Here is a 14,543-nt window from a genome sequence, read left to right as displayed (position 1 = left end):
GAGCCAGGCTAGCGAGCGCGCCTCGGCCGGGCGTGGACGCCGCCCTGCGCACCGGTGAGTAGGGTCGAGCCAGCACCTGCGAGGGAGGCATCCGATGGCCTGGAGCACGCGCCAGCTCGCCGACCTCACCGGCACGACCGTCAACACCGTCCGGCACTACCACCGGCTCGGGCTGCTCGAGCTGCCGGAGCGCACCGTCAACGGCTACAAGCAGTACGGCGTGCAGCACGTGGTGCGGCTGCTGCGCATCCGGCGCCTCGTCGACCTCGGTGTCCCGCTCGCGCAGATCTCGGGCATCAGCAGCGAGGTCGAGCGCACGCCTGAGGCACTGCTCGCGGTCGACGCGCACCTCGCCGAGCAGATCGAGCAGCTGCAGCGGGCGCGCCAGGACATCGCGGCCATCCTTCGGGGCAACGGCCCCGCCGACGGCCCGCGCGGCTTCGAGTCGGTCTCCGCGCAGCTGTCGTCCGCCGACAGCTCGATGCTGCACCTCTACGCGCAGCTCTACGACGAGGACGCCCTCGCGGATCTGCGCCGCATGGTCGAGGCCGAGGTCGGTGACACCGCGGAGGCGGCGTTCAATGCGCTGGGGCCGGATGCTGACGACGCGACCCGCCAGCGCGTCGCCGAGGCGCTCGCCCCGGCCATGGAGCAGCACATGCGCGACTACCCCTGGGTGCTCGATCCCGTCGCCCGGTCGCGGCGCAGCGCCGAGGCCACGACGGAGGCCTTCGTCAGCGCCGTCGTCGAGCTCTACAACCCGGCGCAGCTCGACGCGCTCGCCCGCAGCGACGCGATCGCGCGATCGCGGCTGCAGCAGGCCGACCCGGCGGACGGAGACGCGGAGGACGAGCCCGGCTCCTGAACGCCGCCCGCACCTCGCTCACCGCCCTGCGACATGTCGAGCGCTCAACTGCGGGCGCACCGCCGCGGGCGCGCTTGACCCTGTGGTGGGAACACAGTGCCTACTGGGTCACGCGCCGAGATCTCGGCGCCTGATCTCACCCAAGGAGCACCGTGAACCCGATCGAAGACCTCGTCATCGGCTTCCAGGAGCTCGTGGCCGCCGTGCCCGAGCTGCTGCAGCCCTTCATCGTCATGCTCGCCGGCATGATCCCCTTCATCGAGGGTGAGGGCGGTTCGCCGATCGGCATCATCGGCGGCATCCATCCCATCGTGGCGGGCATCGCCGCCGCGACCGGCAACCTGCTCGCCGTGCTCGCCGTCGTCATGCTCACCTCCCGCACGCGGGAGACGCTGACGGCGCGGCGCGGCGCTCGATCCGGCGCCACGTCCGCCGGCGGCGAGGCCGGCGCCGTCATGACCCTCGAGGCCGACCAACCCGATGGGCCGGCGAAGCCGGAGTCCAAGGGCAAGCAGCGCCTCAAGCGCTGGCTCGTGCGCTTCGGCGTGCCGGGCGCGAGCCTGCTCGGGCCGCTCGCGATCCCCACGCACTTCACCGCCGCGACGCTCGTCGCCTCTGGCGTGCCCCGCGGCTGGGTGCTGCTGTGGCAGGCCATCGCGATCGTGCTCTGGACCACGCTCACCACCGTCGCCGCCTGGCTCGCCGTCTCGGCGCTGCTGGCCTGACGCATCCACACCGACCCCGAGAGGAACTCGCATGCACACCGCGGACGATCCGGACCAGCCCGTCGACCCGACCCTCGCCGAAGACCTGATGCTGCTGCTGTTCCAGCCAGGATCCGGAGGGCGCTCCGACACCGGCCACATCGCCGCCGAGGGCACGCTCTTCTACGCGCTCGCGGGCGCGGTGCTGGCCGAGCTCGCGCTCGGCGAGCACGTCCGCGCAGAGGAGGCGACGCGAGCCGCTCGCGTCGGCGCGGTGGCCGCCAACCCTCCCGCGGACGCCCTGCTGCGCACGGCGTGGGAGTACATGGCGCAGCGACCTCGCGGCGTCCAGACGGTGCTCGCCGCCATCGGTCCGACCCTGCGCGCACCGGTGCTGGAGCGCCTCGTCGAGCGCGGCGACATCCAGCGCGAGCAGCGCAGGTCGCTCGGCCTGTTCACGACGGATGTGCTGCTGGGCGACGGCGGCGACCGTCGCGCCGCGCTGCTCGCGGACGTGCGCGCTGTGCTCGTGGACGGGGCCGATCCGACGCCGCGGATCGCCGCGCTCGCCGCGCTGGTGTCGGCGAGCGGCGCGCTGCCGCAGCTCCACCGCGAGATCCCGTGGGGCACCCCGGTGATCGAGCGCGCGAAGCAGCTCGAGCAGGGCGACTGGGGCGCGGATGCCGCCGCGCACGCGGTCGCGCGCACCATGACGGCGATCGTCGTGAACAACGTGGTCGTGGCCGCAGCGGTGCTGCCGCGCGCGTAGCGCGCCACCTCGACTCGACGAGGTCACCGGCGGCACGTCCGCGCGCGGGGCCGCCCTGAACAGGGTGACGTCAAGCACGCTTGACTGTCAAGGTCACTTTTCTCTACGCTGACAGGACCAGTCAAGCGACCTTGACATCGACCGCTCCTCCGGAAGGCACCCCGTGACCAGCTCCTCCTCGTCCCGCACCCCCGCGCGCTTCGGCCGCGCACGCTTCGGCGGAGGCAGCGCCGCCCTGATCCTGGTCTCGGTGCTCATCGGAGCTGCGCTGGCCGCCGGACTCGGCGCCGGCTTCGCGCTGCTGGGCGAGCCGGGCGATGCGGGCCTCCGGTTCACCGTGATGGCACTCGTCACCCTGCCCGTCGCGGCCGCGCTCGCGTGGGCCGTGCTCGTCGACCGCTCGAGCCTGCCGGATGCGGTGGAACGCCCCGAGGACTCGGTCGAGTCCGCCTGGTACGACTCCGCAGCCCGCAGCGCCTTCCTCGACGTCTTCGTCACGGTGGGCCTCGCCGCCGCGGTCTTCTCGATCACCCGCGTGCAGGTCGACACCGGCATGCTGCTGCTCGGGCTCGCGGTGCTCATCGCCCTGGACTTCGCCGTGCGCTACCTGCTCGCGAAGCGCGCGGGCGCCTGATGCGCAACGCGCTGCCGGAGCGGCGCCAGGCGCGCGGCTGGTCGCAGCAGCGATTGGCCGACGAGCTGGGCGTCTCGCGCCAGACGGTCATCTCGATCGAGAAGGGTCGCTTCGACCCGTCGCTGCCCGTGGCGTTCCGGCTGGCCGCGGTCTTCGAGTGCCGCATCGAGGATCTGTTCTCGCCCGAGTGACGCGCATCCGGCCCCCGGCGCGTTGACGCGCGCTCCCGCAGGTGCGACCGTACCGACATGGCGATGGATCACGACCACGGACAGCACCACGGGGAGCACGCCGGTGAGCCCCACGCGGAGCACCACGGGGAGCACGTCGCCTCGAGCGAGGCGAGCCACGAGCACGAGCACGCCGGTGGCGGAGCGGGCGGCATCAACCGGATGGCGGCCAGCGCGACGCTCCACTGCCTGACCGGATGCGCGATCGGCGAGATCCTGGGGCTCGTCATCGGCACCGCGATCGGCTTGTCGTCACTGTGGACCGTCGTGCTCGCGGTGGGCCTGGCGTTCCTCTTCGGCTACGCGCTCTCGACCCTGCCGCTCCTCAAGGCCGGCCTCTCGCTCGGCACCGCCCTGGGTGTCGTGCTCGCTGCGGACACGCTCTCGATCGCGACCATGGAGCTCGTCGACAACGGCGTGATGGCGCTGATCCCGGGAGCCATGGACGCGGGGCTCGTCAACCCCGTCTTCTGGATCGGGATGATGATCGCGCTCACCGTCGCGTTCTTCGCCGCCTATCCCGTCAACCGCGTGCTGCTGCAGCGCGGGAAGGGGCACGCGCTCACCCACCAGTACCACCACGGCGCCCAGCCGGCGGTGGGCGCCCGCCGCTTCATCCCGGACCTGTCGTCCGGCTTCCTCGTCGGCGTCATCGTGAGCTTCATGCTCGGCGGCCTGCTCGTGGCGGCTGCCGCGACGCTCGGCGGCGGGATGGGCACGCACGGGTAGGGCCACGCCCTAACGACAAGAGGGGGAAGGGCATCCGCCCCTCCCCCTCTTGTCCCGTCAGCCGATCAGCCGATCGGAGTCGGCTCCGGCTCCGGCTCGATCACGCCCTCGGCCCGTGCACGGCGCAGGTTCTTGCGCACGATCGGCCAGAAGATGGCGAGCGCGCCGACGGCGATGAAGCTCGTCAGCACCTGCGCGCGGCCCGACTCCGTGCCGAGCATGATGAAGACGATGCCGATCGCCGCCGCGATGAGCAGCACGTTGAGCACGGGGAACATCCACACCTTGAGCGTGAGCGCCGCGCGCTGCTCCGGCGTCATGGCGAGGCGCAGCCGCCACTGCGTCACCGCGATGAAGACGAAGACGAAGAGCGCCACGAGGCCGGTGGAGTTCATGATGAAGTCGTAGATGCCCGAGCTCGGCGCGATGAAGTTGACCAGCGTCGCGACCAGGCCGCCGGCGGTGGACGCGAGCACCGCGAACACGGGCACGCCCCGCTTCGAGCGCTTCGACATGATCGCCGGGGCGAGCCGCTGCTCGGACAGCGCGGCGAACATCCGCGACGCGGAGTAGGTGCCGGAGTTCAGCACTGAGATGACGGCGGTGAAGATGACGAGCGTCATGATCGCCTCGGCCCCGGGGATGCCGAGCAGGCTGAAGACGTAGGCGAACGGCGCGATCTCGTCGGGCGGGGGCAGCTCGTTCCAGGGGACGACCGTCACGATGACGAGCACCGCGCCGACGTAGAAGAGCATCACGCGCCAGATGACGGTGTTGGCCGCCTGGCGGATGCCCTTGGCCGGGTCCTCCGACTCGGCCGCCGCCATGACGGCGATCTCCGCGCCGAAGTAGGCGAAGAGCACGAGCGCGATCGACGAGATGACGACGCCGAAGCCGTTGGGCATGAAGCCGCCGTGCTCCCAGAGGTTCGGGATCGAGATCGAGGATCCGGGCCACAGCCCGAACGCGAAGAGCAGGCCGGCAGCGAGGAATACGACGATCGCGACGACCTTGATGCTCGCGAGCCAGAACTCGGTCTCGCCGAAGGAGCGCAGCGACACGAGGTTGGTCGTGACGAAGATCGCCAGCAGCACGAGCGAGCCGACCCATGCGGGCACGGCGGGGAACCACTCGGCGATCATGCCGCCGCCGACGACGGCCTCGTAGGCGATGACGCCGACCCAGAAGTACCAGTAGAGCCAGCCGACGATGTAGGCCGCCCAGTCGCCGAGGCCGACGCGCGCGTACTCCATGAAGGAGCCGACGGCCGGGCGCGCAGCGGCCATCTCGCCGAGCATCCGCATGGCGAGGAAGACGATCATGCCGCCCGCGAGGTACGAGAGCGTCGCCGCGGGGCCGGCCGCGATGATGATGTTGGCCGAGCCGACGAAGAGGCTCGCACCGATGATGCCGCCGAGGGCGATCATCGTGACGTGCCGCGACTTCAGCTTCTTGCCGACGATCTGACCGGCGGAGGTCTCCGGCGAGACGGGGTTGTCGTACGGCGAGCTCGCGCTCGAGCCGGGGATGGGATCGCGTGCCACGTGAGCGCTCCTTCTGCTGCGGGTGAGCCGCGAGCAGCAGGAGCCGCGGCGACACCTGATCGTACGCATCCGATCGAGCGCGATCGGAGATACGTCACGAGGCTGAAACATCGCGAATGGTGACGATTCCTCCTATTGCGCCAGGTAGCCACCGTCCACAGGGATGGACGTGCCGGTGATGTAGGCCGCGCCCGGGCTCGCCAGGAACGCGACGGCAGCGGCCACATCCTGCGGCGTCGCGATGCGCTGCAGCGGGATCGCTGCGGCGACGCGCTGCTCGGTGGCGGCAGGGTCGTCCTGCGACGCGACCCACGATTCGTAGAGCGGCGTGCGCGTCATCCCGGGCGCCACAGCGTTCACCCGGATGTCGTGCGGCGCGAGCTCGACGGCGGCCGCGGTCGTGAGCGCGAGCATCGCGCCCTTGCTCGCGCTGTAGACGCTCATCGTCGGCACGCCGATGCTCGCGAGGCGCGACGTGATGTTGATGATCGAGCCGCCGCGGCCGGCGTCGCGCATCGCCCTGCCTGCCGCCTGCAGGCAGGCGATCGCGGCGAAGACGTTGGTCTCGAACGTGGTGCGGACCTCTTCGGCGGGGGTGTCGAGCAGCCAGCCGGTGTGGTCGATGGCGGCGTTGTTGACGAGCACGTCGAGCCGGCCCTCGGCCGCGACGGTCGCGGCGACGAGCTCGTCGGCGGCCCCCGGCGCGGTCAGGTCGGCGGCGATGAAGCGAGCGCCGATGTCGGCCGCGACCGCCTCACCCCGCGCTCGTGAGCGGCCGCTGATGACGACGCGGAGGCCGTCCTCGACGAGCCGGCGGGCGATCTCGACGCCGATGCCCGAAGTCGCGCCGGTGACGAGCGCGACGCGCGACTGCTCTGCTGACACGCCGCCAGCCTACGTCGGGGCTGCGTCAGCTCTCGGCGCCGAGCTGCCCAGTCAGCCGCTCGCGCATGCCGGTGCTCGCCGCGTTGAGCCCACGCAGCTCCACCGTCTTCCCGAGTCGCGCGTACTTCGTCTCGATCGCGTCGAGCGCGGCGACGGTGGAGGCGTCCCAGATGTGCGAGCGGGAGAGGTCGATCACGACGTGCGCCGGGTCCTCCGTGTAGGAGAACTGCGTCGTGAGGTCGTTCGACGAGGCCCAGAAGAGCTCACCCTCGACGGCGTAGTGGGCCGTCGCATCCGTCACCGTGCGGGTCACCGTCTGGAAGTGCGCGACCCGGCGGGCGAAGAGCACCATCGCGGTGATGACGCCGACGATCACGCCGATCGCGAGGTTGTGCGTGATGACGACGACCACGACGGTGACGACCATGACGAGCGTCTCGGAGCGCGGCATCCGCTTCAGCGTCGACGGGCGGATGCTGTGCCAGTCGAAGGTGCTGACGACGACCATGATCATGACGGCGACGAGCGCCGCCATCGGGATGAGCGCGACGACGTCGCCGAGCGCCACGACGAGCACGAGCACGAAGACGCCGGCGAGGAAGGTGGAGACGCGCGAGCGGGCGCCGGAGACCTTCACGTTGATCATCGTCTGGCCGATGACGGCGCAGCCGCCCATGCCGCCGAACACGCCCGAGAGCAGGTTGGCGACGCCCTGGCCCCACGACTCGCGCGTCTTGTTCGAGCGGGTGTCGGTGATGTCGTCGACGAGCTTGGCGGTGAGGAGCGACTCCATGAGGCCGACGAGCGCCATCGCGAACGCGGTCGGCGCGATGATGCCGAGCGTCTCGAGGGTGAGCGGCACCTGCGGCACGAAGAACTCGGGCAGGCTGCGGGGCAGCTCGCCCTGGTCGCCGACGTTCGGCACCAACCAGCCGAAGACGAGCACGGCGGAGGTCAGCAGCGCGACCGCGATGAGCGGCGACGGCACGACCTTCTGCAGGCGCGGGATCAGCACGATCACCGCGACGCCGACGACGACCAGCGGGTAGACGAGCCACGGCACGCCGAACAGGTGCGGCAGCTGCGCGATGAGCACGAGGATCGCGAGCGCGTTGACGAACCCGACCATCACGCTGCGCGGGATGAAGCGCATGAGCCGGGCGACGCCGAGCAGCGCGAGCGCGATCTGCATGACGCCGGCGAGCAGCACGGTGGCGATGAAGTAGTCGAAGCCGTGGTCGCGCATCATCGGCGCGATCACGAGCGCGACGGCGCCGGTCGCTGCGCTGATCATGGCGGGGCGGCCGCCGACGAACGCGATCGTCACGGCCATCACGAAGCTCGAGAAGAGCCCGACGCGCGGGTCGACGCCGGCGATGATCGAGAACGAGATGGCCTCGGGGATGAGCGCGAGCGCGACGACGAGCCCGGCGAGCGCCTCACGTGTCAGCAGCCGCGGGCTCTTGAGCACCGTCAGCACGGACGGGTCGTCGCGATAGCGCTCGCGCGTCGGGGTGGTGATGGCCATGAAGGCTCCTCGGGTGTGCGCTCATGCGCATCGCAGATCGAATGCGCGGCGCCGCGCGTATTAGGACGCCTCACGGCGGGGAGACGCCGGAGAGCCCGACCCGCCGATCCTACTTCCGTGCCGGTCGAGTAGCGCGGCCGCTCCACACGCTGCTCTAATAGCAGCCGCTCCCCCACGCTGGTCGAGTAGCAGCCGGCGAAGCCGGCCGCGTATCGAGACCACTCACCCCTTCCGGAAGTGCTCCCGAATCCGGTCGGCCTGCGCCACAGTCAGGTGCCACTCGGTCCCGATCTCGTGCCCCTCGAAGGGTCCCCGACCGTCGACCGGGTTCCGCAGGAACCCCCGGATCTGCTTCCCCTTGCGATCGAGCCCCAGCTCCCGCGACAGCTCCACCGGCGTGATCGTCGTCTCGTCCATCCTCCGAGGCTACGCGCCGCGGCGCTGAGCCGGGCCAGACTGGGCCCATGCTCGACGTCCGCGATCTGAAATGCCTCGTGGTCCTCGCCGAGGAGCTGCACTTCAACAGGACGGCCGTGCGCTTGCGCATGGCCCAGCCGGCGTTGACCAAGCGGATCCAGAAGATCGAGGCCGAGCTGGGCGTGGACCTCTTCACGAGACGTGCCGGCGGTGTCGCTCTGACCGGTGCCGGTTTCGAGCTGCTCGACCACGCTCGGCGGATGCTCGGCGAGTGGCACGCGATGCAGCGCGACGCCGAGCAGAAGCGCACCACGGCGGACAAGACGAACGCGACCGTGCAGCGGGTCGACGAGGTGCCGGCCGGCGTGCACATCAACGCGATCGGCGGCGACTGCCCCGGCAAGACGGAGCTCGACGTCGAGATCGTGCGCCGCATCCGCGTCTTCGTCGAGCACACGCCGCAGACGCGCATCGAGGGCGAGATCCAGAAGCTGCCGGCCGACTTCCCCGTGACGGAGCTCTGCGGGTGATCACCGGCGCGGAGCCGGGTCGCATCTCGACCGAGGAGGTCACCGTGTTCGACTCGGTCGGCTTCGCGATCGAGGACTTCACGGCGCTGCGCTACGTGCAGAAGGCGACGGCGGCGACGCGCTTCTCGCAGGCGATCGACCTCGTCACCGAGCCTGAGGACTCGAAGGACCTCTACGGCATCATCGGCGCGCCGGACCTGGTATGACTCTTCACCTACGCTTCTAGGCAGCTCGAGGCGGCCGGCCCTCGTGTGAGGTAAACAGTCCTGCCGCGGGGCGAAGGCTCGCAACAAGACCGCGGCTGACCGGACCCGTTCGGCACGCACGGTGCGGCGAGCGAGTTCGAGCACTGGCCGTCTGCAGAGATCGCTCTGCCAGAATCCGCATCCACCCCGCCGGGGTGCGAACCATCACCGGCGGCGGAAGGCTAACCTGGGCACCCCCTGACAGGGTGTCGCTCGTTCGGTCACATCCGTAAGCCGTCTAGACTGACGAGGCATTTGTCACGGAGGGTGCTCACGCGTGGTCTCATACGCCGTAAAGCTCGAGCGCTCGGCACCGCTGGTCTTGGACCCTCACCCCAGCGCGCCCAGCGACGAAGGCTTTCTCGCATGGTGCAACACACAGCGCGCCGCGGGTCGACCGCTGGCGGTCGACCTATTCTCCGGCGCAGGGGGGCTTGGTCTAGGCATCGAGTCCGCTGGCTGGACCGTGGTCGCTGCAGTCGACAATGACCGTGAAGCGCTCGCAACTCACCGTGCGAATTTCCCCGGCAAGGCGCTTGACATCGATATGGCGGATCCGCTGCAGGTTGCCGACCTCGTTGACAAACTGCGCCTCCTGCCCATCGACTTGGTCGCGGGCGGGCCCCCTTGCCAGCCGTTTAGTCGAGCGGGTCGGGCAAAAATTAGGAGTCTGATCACCGAGGGCGTCCGCGACCCGGTCGACGCTCGGATGCAGCTCTGGCGTTCGTTTATAGACGTTGCCTTGGCGCTACGTCCCCGCGCCGTGCTGATGGAGAACGTTCCCGACATGGCTATTGGCGACGACCTCGTTGTCGTAAGAGAGATCGCAAGTCTCCTTGAAGATTCCGGCTACGTCGTCGACTACCGACTCCTCGACGCATGGCGCCACGGCGTGCCTCAACATCGGAAGCGATTCATCCTTCAGGCGAGGAGAGACGGTGTGGTTCCAACCTGGCCTCGTCTGGACCGCTCGGGTCCGACAGTTCGTGACGCCATCGGCGACTTGCCGCCGCTTGAGCTGACGACTGGCTCTAGAGAAATGCACTACCCGGGCACGCCCGAGGGCGCACTCGCTCGGGAGCTTCGGGGACAAGCAGACTCGGGCGTCGTCTTCGATCACATGACGCGACCTGTCAGGGAAGACGACCGCGAAGCGTTCGCGATGATGACATCGACGACGCTATACTCCGACCTGCCTGAGCGCCTCAAGCGTTATCGGTCCGACACCTTCAATGACAAGTACAAGCGGCTGGACTGGGACCAGCTGAGTCGCACTATCACCGCACATATCGCGAAGGATGGGTATTGGTATATCCACCCAGCCGAACACCGCACGCTCACCGTCCGAGAAGCGGCGCGTATCCAAACGTTCCCGGACGGGTTCCGCTTTTCAGGCACGCGGAGTGACGCTTTCCGTCAGATAGGCAACGCCGTCCCTCCAATCCTCGGTCGCGCTGTCGCGCAGTCGCTTGCCTGCTCTGCGGCGCCGAAAATCGAGACCGCGCGCCTGCCCCTCATGCGTTCACGCCTCGCCGATTGGGGAGCCCGCGCACGCCGTTCAGAATGGTGGCTCTACCCGGGCCCAGAGATGACTCCTGCCGCTGCTGCAGTTGCTGCGCTTCTCGAGGTCCACCGGCTCCCCGTCGCCCTCGCCCGCGCGATGATGGAACCGCTTCGTGGAGTATTGAAGCTCAACCCAAAGATGTTGTCTCACATCGACGTGCAAGCACTGAGTGCCACACGTCGCCATTCGATCAGGGAGCTCCGAGCGCTCCTTCAGGGCAAGGATGAAGACTCCTGGCCAACTGAAGTGGAAAAGATGATGGGGAAAGCTCAACTGCAGAATTTCGCTGTTCTACAAGGGCGTGACGAACTGATTCTAAGCAAACGAGTTGCCTCAGTCGTCGCCATGTTAATGGAGCTTCCGGATGCTCAGACCGGACTCTACACCGACATCAAGGTCGCGCTGGCTCAACTAGTCGGGCGTGGGCCGCACGCTGCGCTTAGGATGTGCGCGATTCGGACCATTAATCTTTCGGAAGCGCGAGCGTTCGTTAAGGCGCCTGAGTCGTCCCTTCAGCCGATGGAGCACGCATGACTGCCACTGTCAACGAGCACCCGTCGGGGACTGGCGCGCTCAGACCACGGGCGCGCCTACTCCGGACACTCGGAGATGACCTAATCAGTAGCGACAAGGTCGCTCTGCTGGAGTTGGTCAAGAATTCGTTCGATGCGGACGCGAGCGTAGTGATCGTGCGGTTTGTTAGGCCGCAAGACCCGTCGAGTGGGCGAATCGAAGTCTGGGACGATGGCCACGGGATGGACGTGGAGACCCTTCAAGGTTCTTGGTTGGATATTGCGACAGATGTGAAGCGCAAACGCTCAGTTAGTGATGCTGGCCGTCGGATGCTCGGCGAGAAGGGCATCGGTCGACTCGCTGCAGCCCGGCTGAGTCATGAATTGATGATGACAAGCAAGCGCATCAACTCAATCGAAGTTAGCTTGCTCATCGATTGGCGGCAGTTCGATAGAGCGGATGCCTATCTGGATGAGATTGAAGTTGCATGGGAGGTAGGGGCGACCGCAATCTTCGACCGCGGTGGGGCAGCGACCGAGATCTTTGAGGCGGCAACAACCGGCAAGTGGCATCGTGACCGGGGAACCGTGCTCAGAATGGACCATCTGAGCCACGCGTGGTCCCGCGACGACTTTTTAGAACTCCGAACCGCGCTTGCGCGGTTGATACGACCGCGGCCATCCAAAGCGTTGGCCTCGACGGCCAGTTCGCCCGGAACTGGAGCAGGGCCTGGGGCGGCGACCTTCCGAGTAGTGCTCGAGCTGACCGACGCACCGGAGGACGTCGAGGTCTTAGCCGGGCCCGTAGACACCCTGGACGGCCTCCAAGCGCCGCACTACCGCCTTTCAGGCTCAGTTGACTCCGACGGAGTTGCGACCATGCGCTACTCGCAGCAAGAACCTGCTCTGGACGAAGACCTCGGCTCCAAGCTCCTTTGGCAACACAAACAGCGTGGCCCCAGCTGCGGCCCATTTGAATTCGAGCTCAACGTCTGGGATCGAGACAAGGAGGCGCTGGCTAGGACTGTAGGCTCGACCTCGACGGGCGCCTCCAGTCCGTCCATTGAGTTAAAGCGCTTCCGCGACGCCCTCGACGATGTCGCTGGCGTCAGTATCTACCGGGACGGCTTTCGCGTCCTCCCCTTCGGAGAGAAGGGCGATGACTGGCTGGGACTGGACTTGAGAAGAGTTCAGAGCCCTACCCGGCGACTATCAAACAACCAGTTAATTGGACATGTGTTCATTGGTGCGGACGACAATAGTAACCTTAGGGATCAAACTAATCGCGAGGGGATGCTTGCGGGTTCCGCATATTCTGACCTGCAACGGTTAGTTCAGGCGGCGCTCAATGAACTCGAAGTCCGACGCTATGCCGCTCGCCGCAGCGACAATACTCCCGGCGCGGCGAATAAAGGCGGCTTGTTCGCGCGGTTCGACTTGAGCGCGATCAAGTCCGAGCTCTCCATCGACCAACCGAACGCCCGCCGCGTTCTCACGCTCATTGAAGCTAAAGATCGCGAGATTCAAGAAGGAGTCACGGAGGTGCAGCAAGTACTGTCGCGGTACTCGAGGCTGGCCACGCTTGGCTCGTTGGTGGATAGAGTCCTGCACGACGGTCGAACTATTGTCACACGACTGAAGAACGCTGCTCGCTTTGGAATCAGAGATCTCGACAGCAATGCGTTGCTGGAACAGCAGAAAGTGTCCGCCGCTCGGGCGGCACTCGAGAAAGCCGAGCTGCAGACCGGCGTCTTGTCGTCACTCTTCAATCAGATCGAGCCTTTCGGTGGGCGAAAGCGTGGTCGGCCGAAAGAGGTGCGCGTGCACGATGCCATTGCTAACGTCATAACGATCATGAAAATGGAAGCTGACGACCTTGGGGTCACGCTTATAGCTGGAGAATGCGATCATGTAACTCGGGTCGATGAATCCGAGCTCCTCACCGTACTAGTGAATCTAGTTCAAAACGCCATCTTCTGGACGTCTACCCGTCCACAAGGGCAAGACCGCGTGGTGCTAGTCGATGCTCGAGTCAACGAGGACTCTTCACTCACCTTCATCGTCAGCGACTCCGGGCCGGGCGTCGCCCCAGAGCTCCGAGAGCTTATTTTTGATCCATACTTCTCCAGCAAGCCGGATGGAGTGGGACTGGGATTGAGCATCGCCGGGCTGCTGGTTGGGGATGTGTACGCGGGGGAACTTGTGCTCGTCCACGACGGGCCCCTGCCAGGAGCTACCTTTGAGGCCACGTTCAGAAGGCGGAGCTGATGACCCATCCCTTGTGGCGCATCCTCATCATCGAAGACAATGCGGACCTTGCCGAAGACGCTCGGCGCGAGATTGCCGACGCTTTTGACGTTGAGGCGGACATCGACGTCGAGGTGCGCACCGAGACCGACTTCGAGGCGGGTCTCGCCGTCGTGCGCGATGGGTCTTGCGATCTGGTTGTGCTGGACGTCCGGCGTGATGGGCCGACACCGTCACCGGAAGATGAGACGGCGGGCCACACGATCTATCAACAAATCAGAGCCGCGCGCTTCGCACCGGTGATCTTCTGGACTGCGCTTCCAGAATCGGTTGCGGATGAAGCAATGCAGCCTCTAGTCGCCGTAGTGAAAAAGGACGACATGGATCAGCTCCCAGGGGCGATCAAATCGGCAATCGCGAGCGGCGCCGTCGAAATCATCGCAGATATCGCAGCTGACGTTGCAGCCGTCTTGACCCGTCATATGTGGACCGAGTTGGCACCGCACTGGGAGGAATATACGGCGGGCGCCGAATCAACCAACATCGCGCGCGTTCTCATCAGCCGGCTCGCCCGCATCCTGGACGAGGACCGGGACCATGCTCTGACCGCACATCCGAGCCACAGATACGTTTACCCGCCAGCTACCGCGATTCGAGGCCCGGGCGACGTAGTACGCGCGATCGACGATGAATGGTGGGTGGTTCTCACCCCCTCGTGCGATCTAGCCCAGAACAAGTATGAGTTCGTGCTGCTCGCGAACGCTCGCAGCCTCGAGGCGCATCCGAAGCATGTCAGATGGGCAGAAACCGAATCGAAAGGCGCGTGGAACGATCTGAAGAAGGACGTGCTCACGGCGACGAGCGGTCGGTACCACTACCTCCCCGCATTTCGCGACATCCCTGATCTCGTCATCGATCTAGAGAGAGTGCAGTCGGTGACCGCCGAAAGGCTTGCTGCGATGGATCCCATCGCGTCGCTCGTGAGCCCATTCGCAGAAGCGCTGCTTGTGCAGAATAGTCACTTCCGTGGGCGAATCGGAGTGCCCGACATGGACGCTGACCTAGTGAAAGAACGCCTTAGCATGCGAGCCATGCCTGCGCCGACCGAACAGCGCCACTGATTGGTGTGCCGATCCCTGG

Annotated in this window: 15 protein-coding genes; 11 read left to right on the top strand and 4 right to left on the bottom strand. The window is 67.0% G+C overall.

Translation table 11 applies throughout. From position 1 onward, the window contains the following. The first annotated feature begins 94 nt into the window (after window positions 1-94). The 6 genes from ABIB37_RS06290 to ABIB37_RS06265 all read left to right on the top strand — a co-directional run bounded on the left by ABIB37_RS06290 (window position 95) and on the right by ABIB37_RS06265 (window position 3,931). The gene (locus tag ABIB37_RS06290; protein WP_354258146.1) at window positions 95-865 is read left to right on the top strand and encodes a MerR family transcriptional regulator; all 771 of its coding nucleotides are present in this window, start codon (window positions 95-97) and stop codon (window positions 863-865) included. A gap of 152 nt (window positions 866-1,017) precedes the next feature. Further along, the gene (locus ABIB37_RS06285; RefSeq protein WP_354258144.1) at window positions 1,018-1,590 is read left to right on the top strand and encodes a small multidrug efflux protein; all 573 of its coding nucleotides are present in this window, start codon (window positions 1,018-1,020) and stop codon (window positions 1,588-1,590) included. Window positions 1,591-1,621: 31 nt separating this feature from the next. Next, entirely contained in the window at window positions 1,622-2,338 is a 717-nt protein-coding gene (locus tag ABIB37_RS06280; protein WP_354258141.1) for a GOLPH3/VPS74 family protein, read from the top strand. 163 nt (window positions 2,339-2,501) lie between these two features. Further along, window positions 2,502-2,972 (top strand): hypothetical protein, encoded by a 471-nt coding sequence (locus ABIB37_RS06275; protein WP_354258138.1) that lies wholly within the window; start codon window positions 2,502-2,504, stop codon window positions 2,970-2,972. Then, complete coding sequence (locus tag ABIB37_RS06270) at window positions 2,972-3,163, top strand: helix-turn-helix transcriptional regulator (protein ID WP_123696423.1); 192 nt, start codon at window positions 2,972-2,974, stop codon at window positions 3,161-3,163. Before ABIB37_RS06275 ends, ABIB37_RS06270 begins: the two co-directional genes overlap by 1 nt. Window positions 3,164-3,220: 57 nt before the next feature. After that, on the top strand, window positions 3,221-3,931 hold the full coding sequence (locus tag ABIB37_RS06265) for a DUF4396 domain-containing protein (protein ID WP_354258136.1): 711 nt from the start codon (window positions 3,221-3,223) through the stop codon (window positions 3,929-3,931). A 65-nt stretch (window positions 3,932-3,996) separates the two neighbouring features. Here ABIB37_RS06265 and ABIB37_RS06260 read toward each other — a convergent pair whose 3' ends face one another. The 4 genes from ABIB37_RS06260 to ABIB37_RS06245 all read right to left on the bottom strand — a co-directional run bounded on the left by ABIB37_RS06260 (window position 3,997) and on the right by ABIB37_RS06245 (window position 8,305). Beyond that, the gene (locus ABIB37_RS06260) at window positions 3,997-5,475 is read right to left on the bottom strand and encodes an amino acid permease (RefSeq protein ID WP_354258133.1); all 1,479 of its coding nucleotides are present in this window, start codon (window positions 5,473-5,475) and stop codon (window positions 3,997-3,999) included. A 132-nt stretch (window positions 5,476-5,607) separates the two neighbouring features. Then, complete coding sequence (locus tag ABIB37_RS06255) at window positions 5,608-6,360, bottom strand: SDR family NAD(P)-dependent oxidoreductase (RefSeq protein WP_354258132.1); 753 nt, start codon at window positions 6,358-6,360, stop codon at window positions 5,608-5,610. A gap of 25 nt (window positions 6,361-6,385) precedes the next feature. Then, complete coding sequence (locus tag ABIB37_RS06250; protein WP_354258129.1) at window positions 6,386-7,888, bottom strand: SulP family inorganic anion transporter; 1,503 nt, start codon at window positions 7,886-7,888, stop codon at window positions 6,386-6,388. 222 nt (window positions 7,889-8,110) lie between these two features. Further along, complete coding sequence (locus ABIB37_RS06245; protein WP_354258127.1) at window positions 8,111-8,305, bottom strand: hypothetical protein; 195 nt, start codon at window positions 8,303-8,305, stop codon at window positions 8,111-8,113. Window positions 8,306-8,352: 47 nt separating this feature from the next. Between ABIB37_RS06245 and ABIB37_RS06240 the strand changes: the two genes are divergently transcribed. The 5 genes from ABIB37_RS06240 to ABIB37_RS06220 all read left to right on the top strand — a co-directional run bounded on the left by ABIB37_RS06240 (window position 8,353) and on the right by ABIB37_RS06220 (window position 14,524). Continuing rightward, entirely contained in the window at window positions 8,353-8,835 is a 483-nt protein-coding gene (locus ABIB37_RS06240) for a LysR family transcriptional regulator (protein ID WP_354258125.1), read from the top strand. After that, window positions 8,832-9,041: a hypothetical protein gene (locus ABIB37_RS06235; RefSeq protein WP_354258122.1), complete on the top strand. Its 210-nt coding sequence runs from the start codon at window positions 8,832-8,834 to the stop codon at window positions 9,039-9,041. The genes ABIB37_RS06240 and ABIB37_RS06235 overlap by 4 nt, the downstream gene beginning before the upstream one ends. A gap of 316 nt (window positions 9,042-9,357) precedes the next feature. Further along, window positions 9,358-11,178 carry a DNA cytosine methyltransferase gene (locus ABIB37_RS06230; protein WP_354258119.1) on the top strand — a complete coding sequence of 607 codons (1,821 nt, stop codon included), beginning with the start codon at window positions 9,358-9,360 and terminating at the stop codon, window positions 11,176-11,178. Beyond that, a complete protein-coding gene (locus ABIB37_RS06225; protein ID WP_354258116.1) occupies window positions 11,175-13,424 on the top strand; it encodes a sensor histidine kinase in 2,250 nt (749 codons plus the stop codon). The genes ABIB37_RS06230 and ABIB37_RS06225 overlap by 4 nt, the downstream gene beginning before the upstream one ends. Then, window positions 13,424-14,524 carry a DNA-binding transcriptional response regulator gene (locus tag ABIB37_RS06220; RefSeq protein ID WP_354258113.1) on the top strand — a complete coding sequence of 367 codons (1,101 nt, stop codon included), beginning with the start codon at window positions 13,424-13,426 and terminating at the stop codon, window positions 14,522-14,524. Before ABIB37_RS06225 ends, ABIB37_RS06220 begins: the two co-directional genes overlap by 1 nt. Window positions 14,525-14,543: the final 19 nt, after the last annotated feature.

Origin of the sequence: Agrococcus sp. UYP10, from assembly GCF_040547205.1 — a bacterium.
Lineage (GTDB): Bacteria > Actinomycetota > Actinomycetes > Actinomycetales > Microbacteriaceae > Agrococcus > Agrococcus jenensis.
This window is presented reverse-complemented; position numbering and strand designations above follow the sequence as displayed.

Excerpts from the sequence above, each read along its gene's own strand:
- ABIB37_RS06240 (WP_354258125.1), top strand. The coding sequence starts at position 8,353 with ATGCTCGACGTCCGCGATCTGAAATGCCTCGTGGTCCTCGCCGAGGAG.
- ABIB37_RS06225 (WP_354258116.1), top strand. The coding sequence starts at position 11,175 with ATGACTGCCACTGTCAACGAGCACCCGTCGGGGACTGGCGCGCTCAGA.
- ABIB37_RS06250 (WP_354258129.1), bottom strand. The coding sequence starts at position 7,888 with ATGGCCATCACCACCCCGACGCGCGAGCGCTATCGCGACGACCCGTCC.
- ABIB37_RS06220 (WP_354258113.1), top strand. The coding sequence starts at position 13,424 with ATGACCCATCCCTTGTGGCGCATCCTCATCATCGAAGACAATGCGGAC.
- ABIB37_RS06280 (WP_354258141.1), top strand. The coding sequence starts at position 1,622 with ATGCACACCGCGGACGATCCGGACCAGCCCGTCGACCCGACCCTCGCC.
- ABIB37_RS06290 (WP_354258146.1), top strand. The coding sequence starts at position 95 with ATGGCCTGGAGCACGCGCCAGCTCGCCGACCTCACCGGCACGACCGTC.
- ABIB37_RS06265 (WP_354258136.1), top strand. The coding sequence starts at position 3,221 with ATGGCGATGGATCACGACCACGGACAGCACCACGGGGAGCACGCCGGT.
- ABIB37_RS06245 (WP_354258127.1), bottom strand. The coding sequence starts at position 8,305 with ATGGACGAGACGACGATCACGCCGGTGGAGCTGTCGCGGGAGCTGGGG.
- ABIB37_RS06270 (WP_123696423.1), top strand. The coding sequence starts at position 2,972 with ATGCGCAACGCGCTGCCGGAGCGGCGCCAGGCGCGCGGCTGGTCGCAG.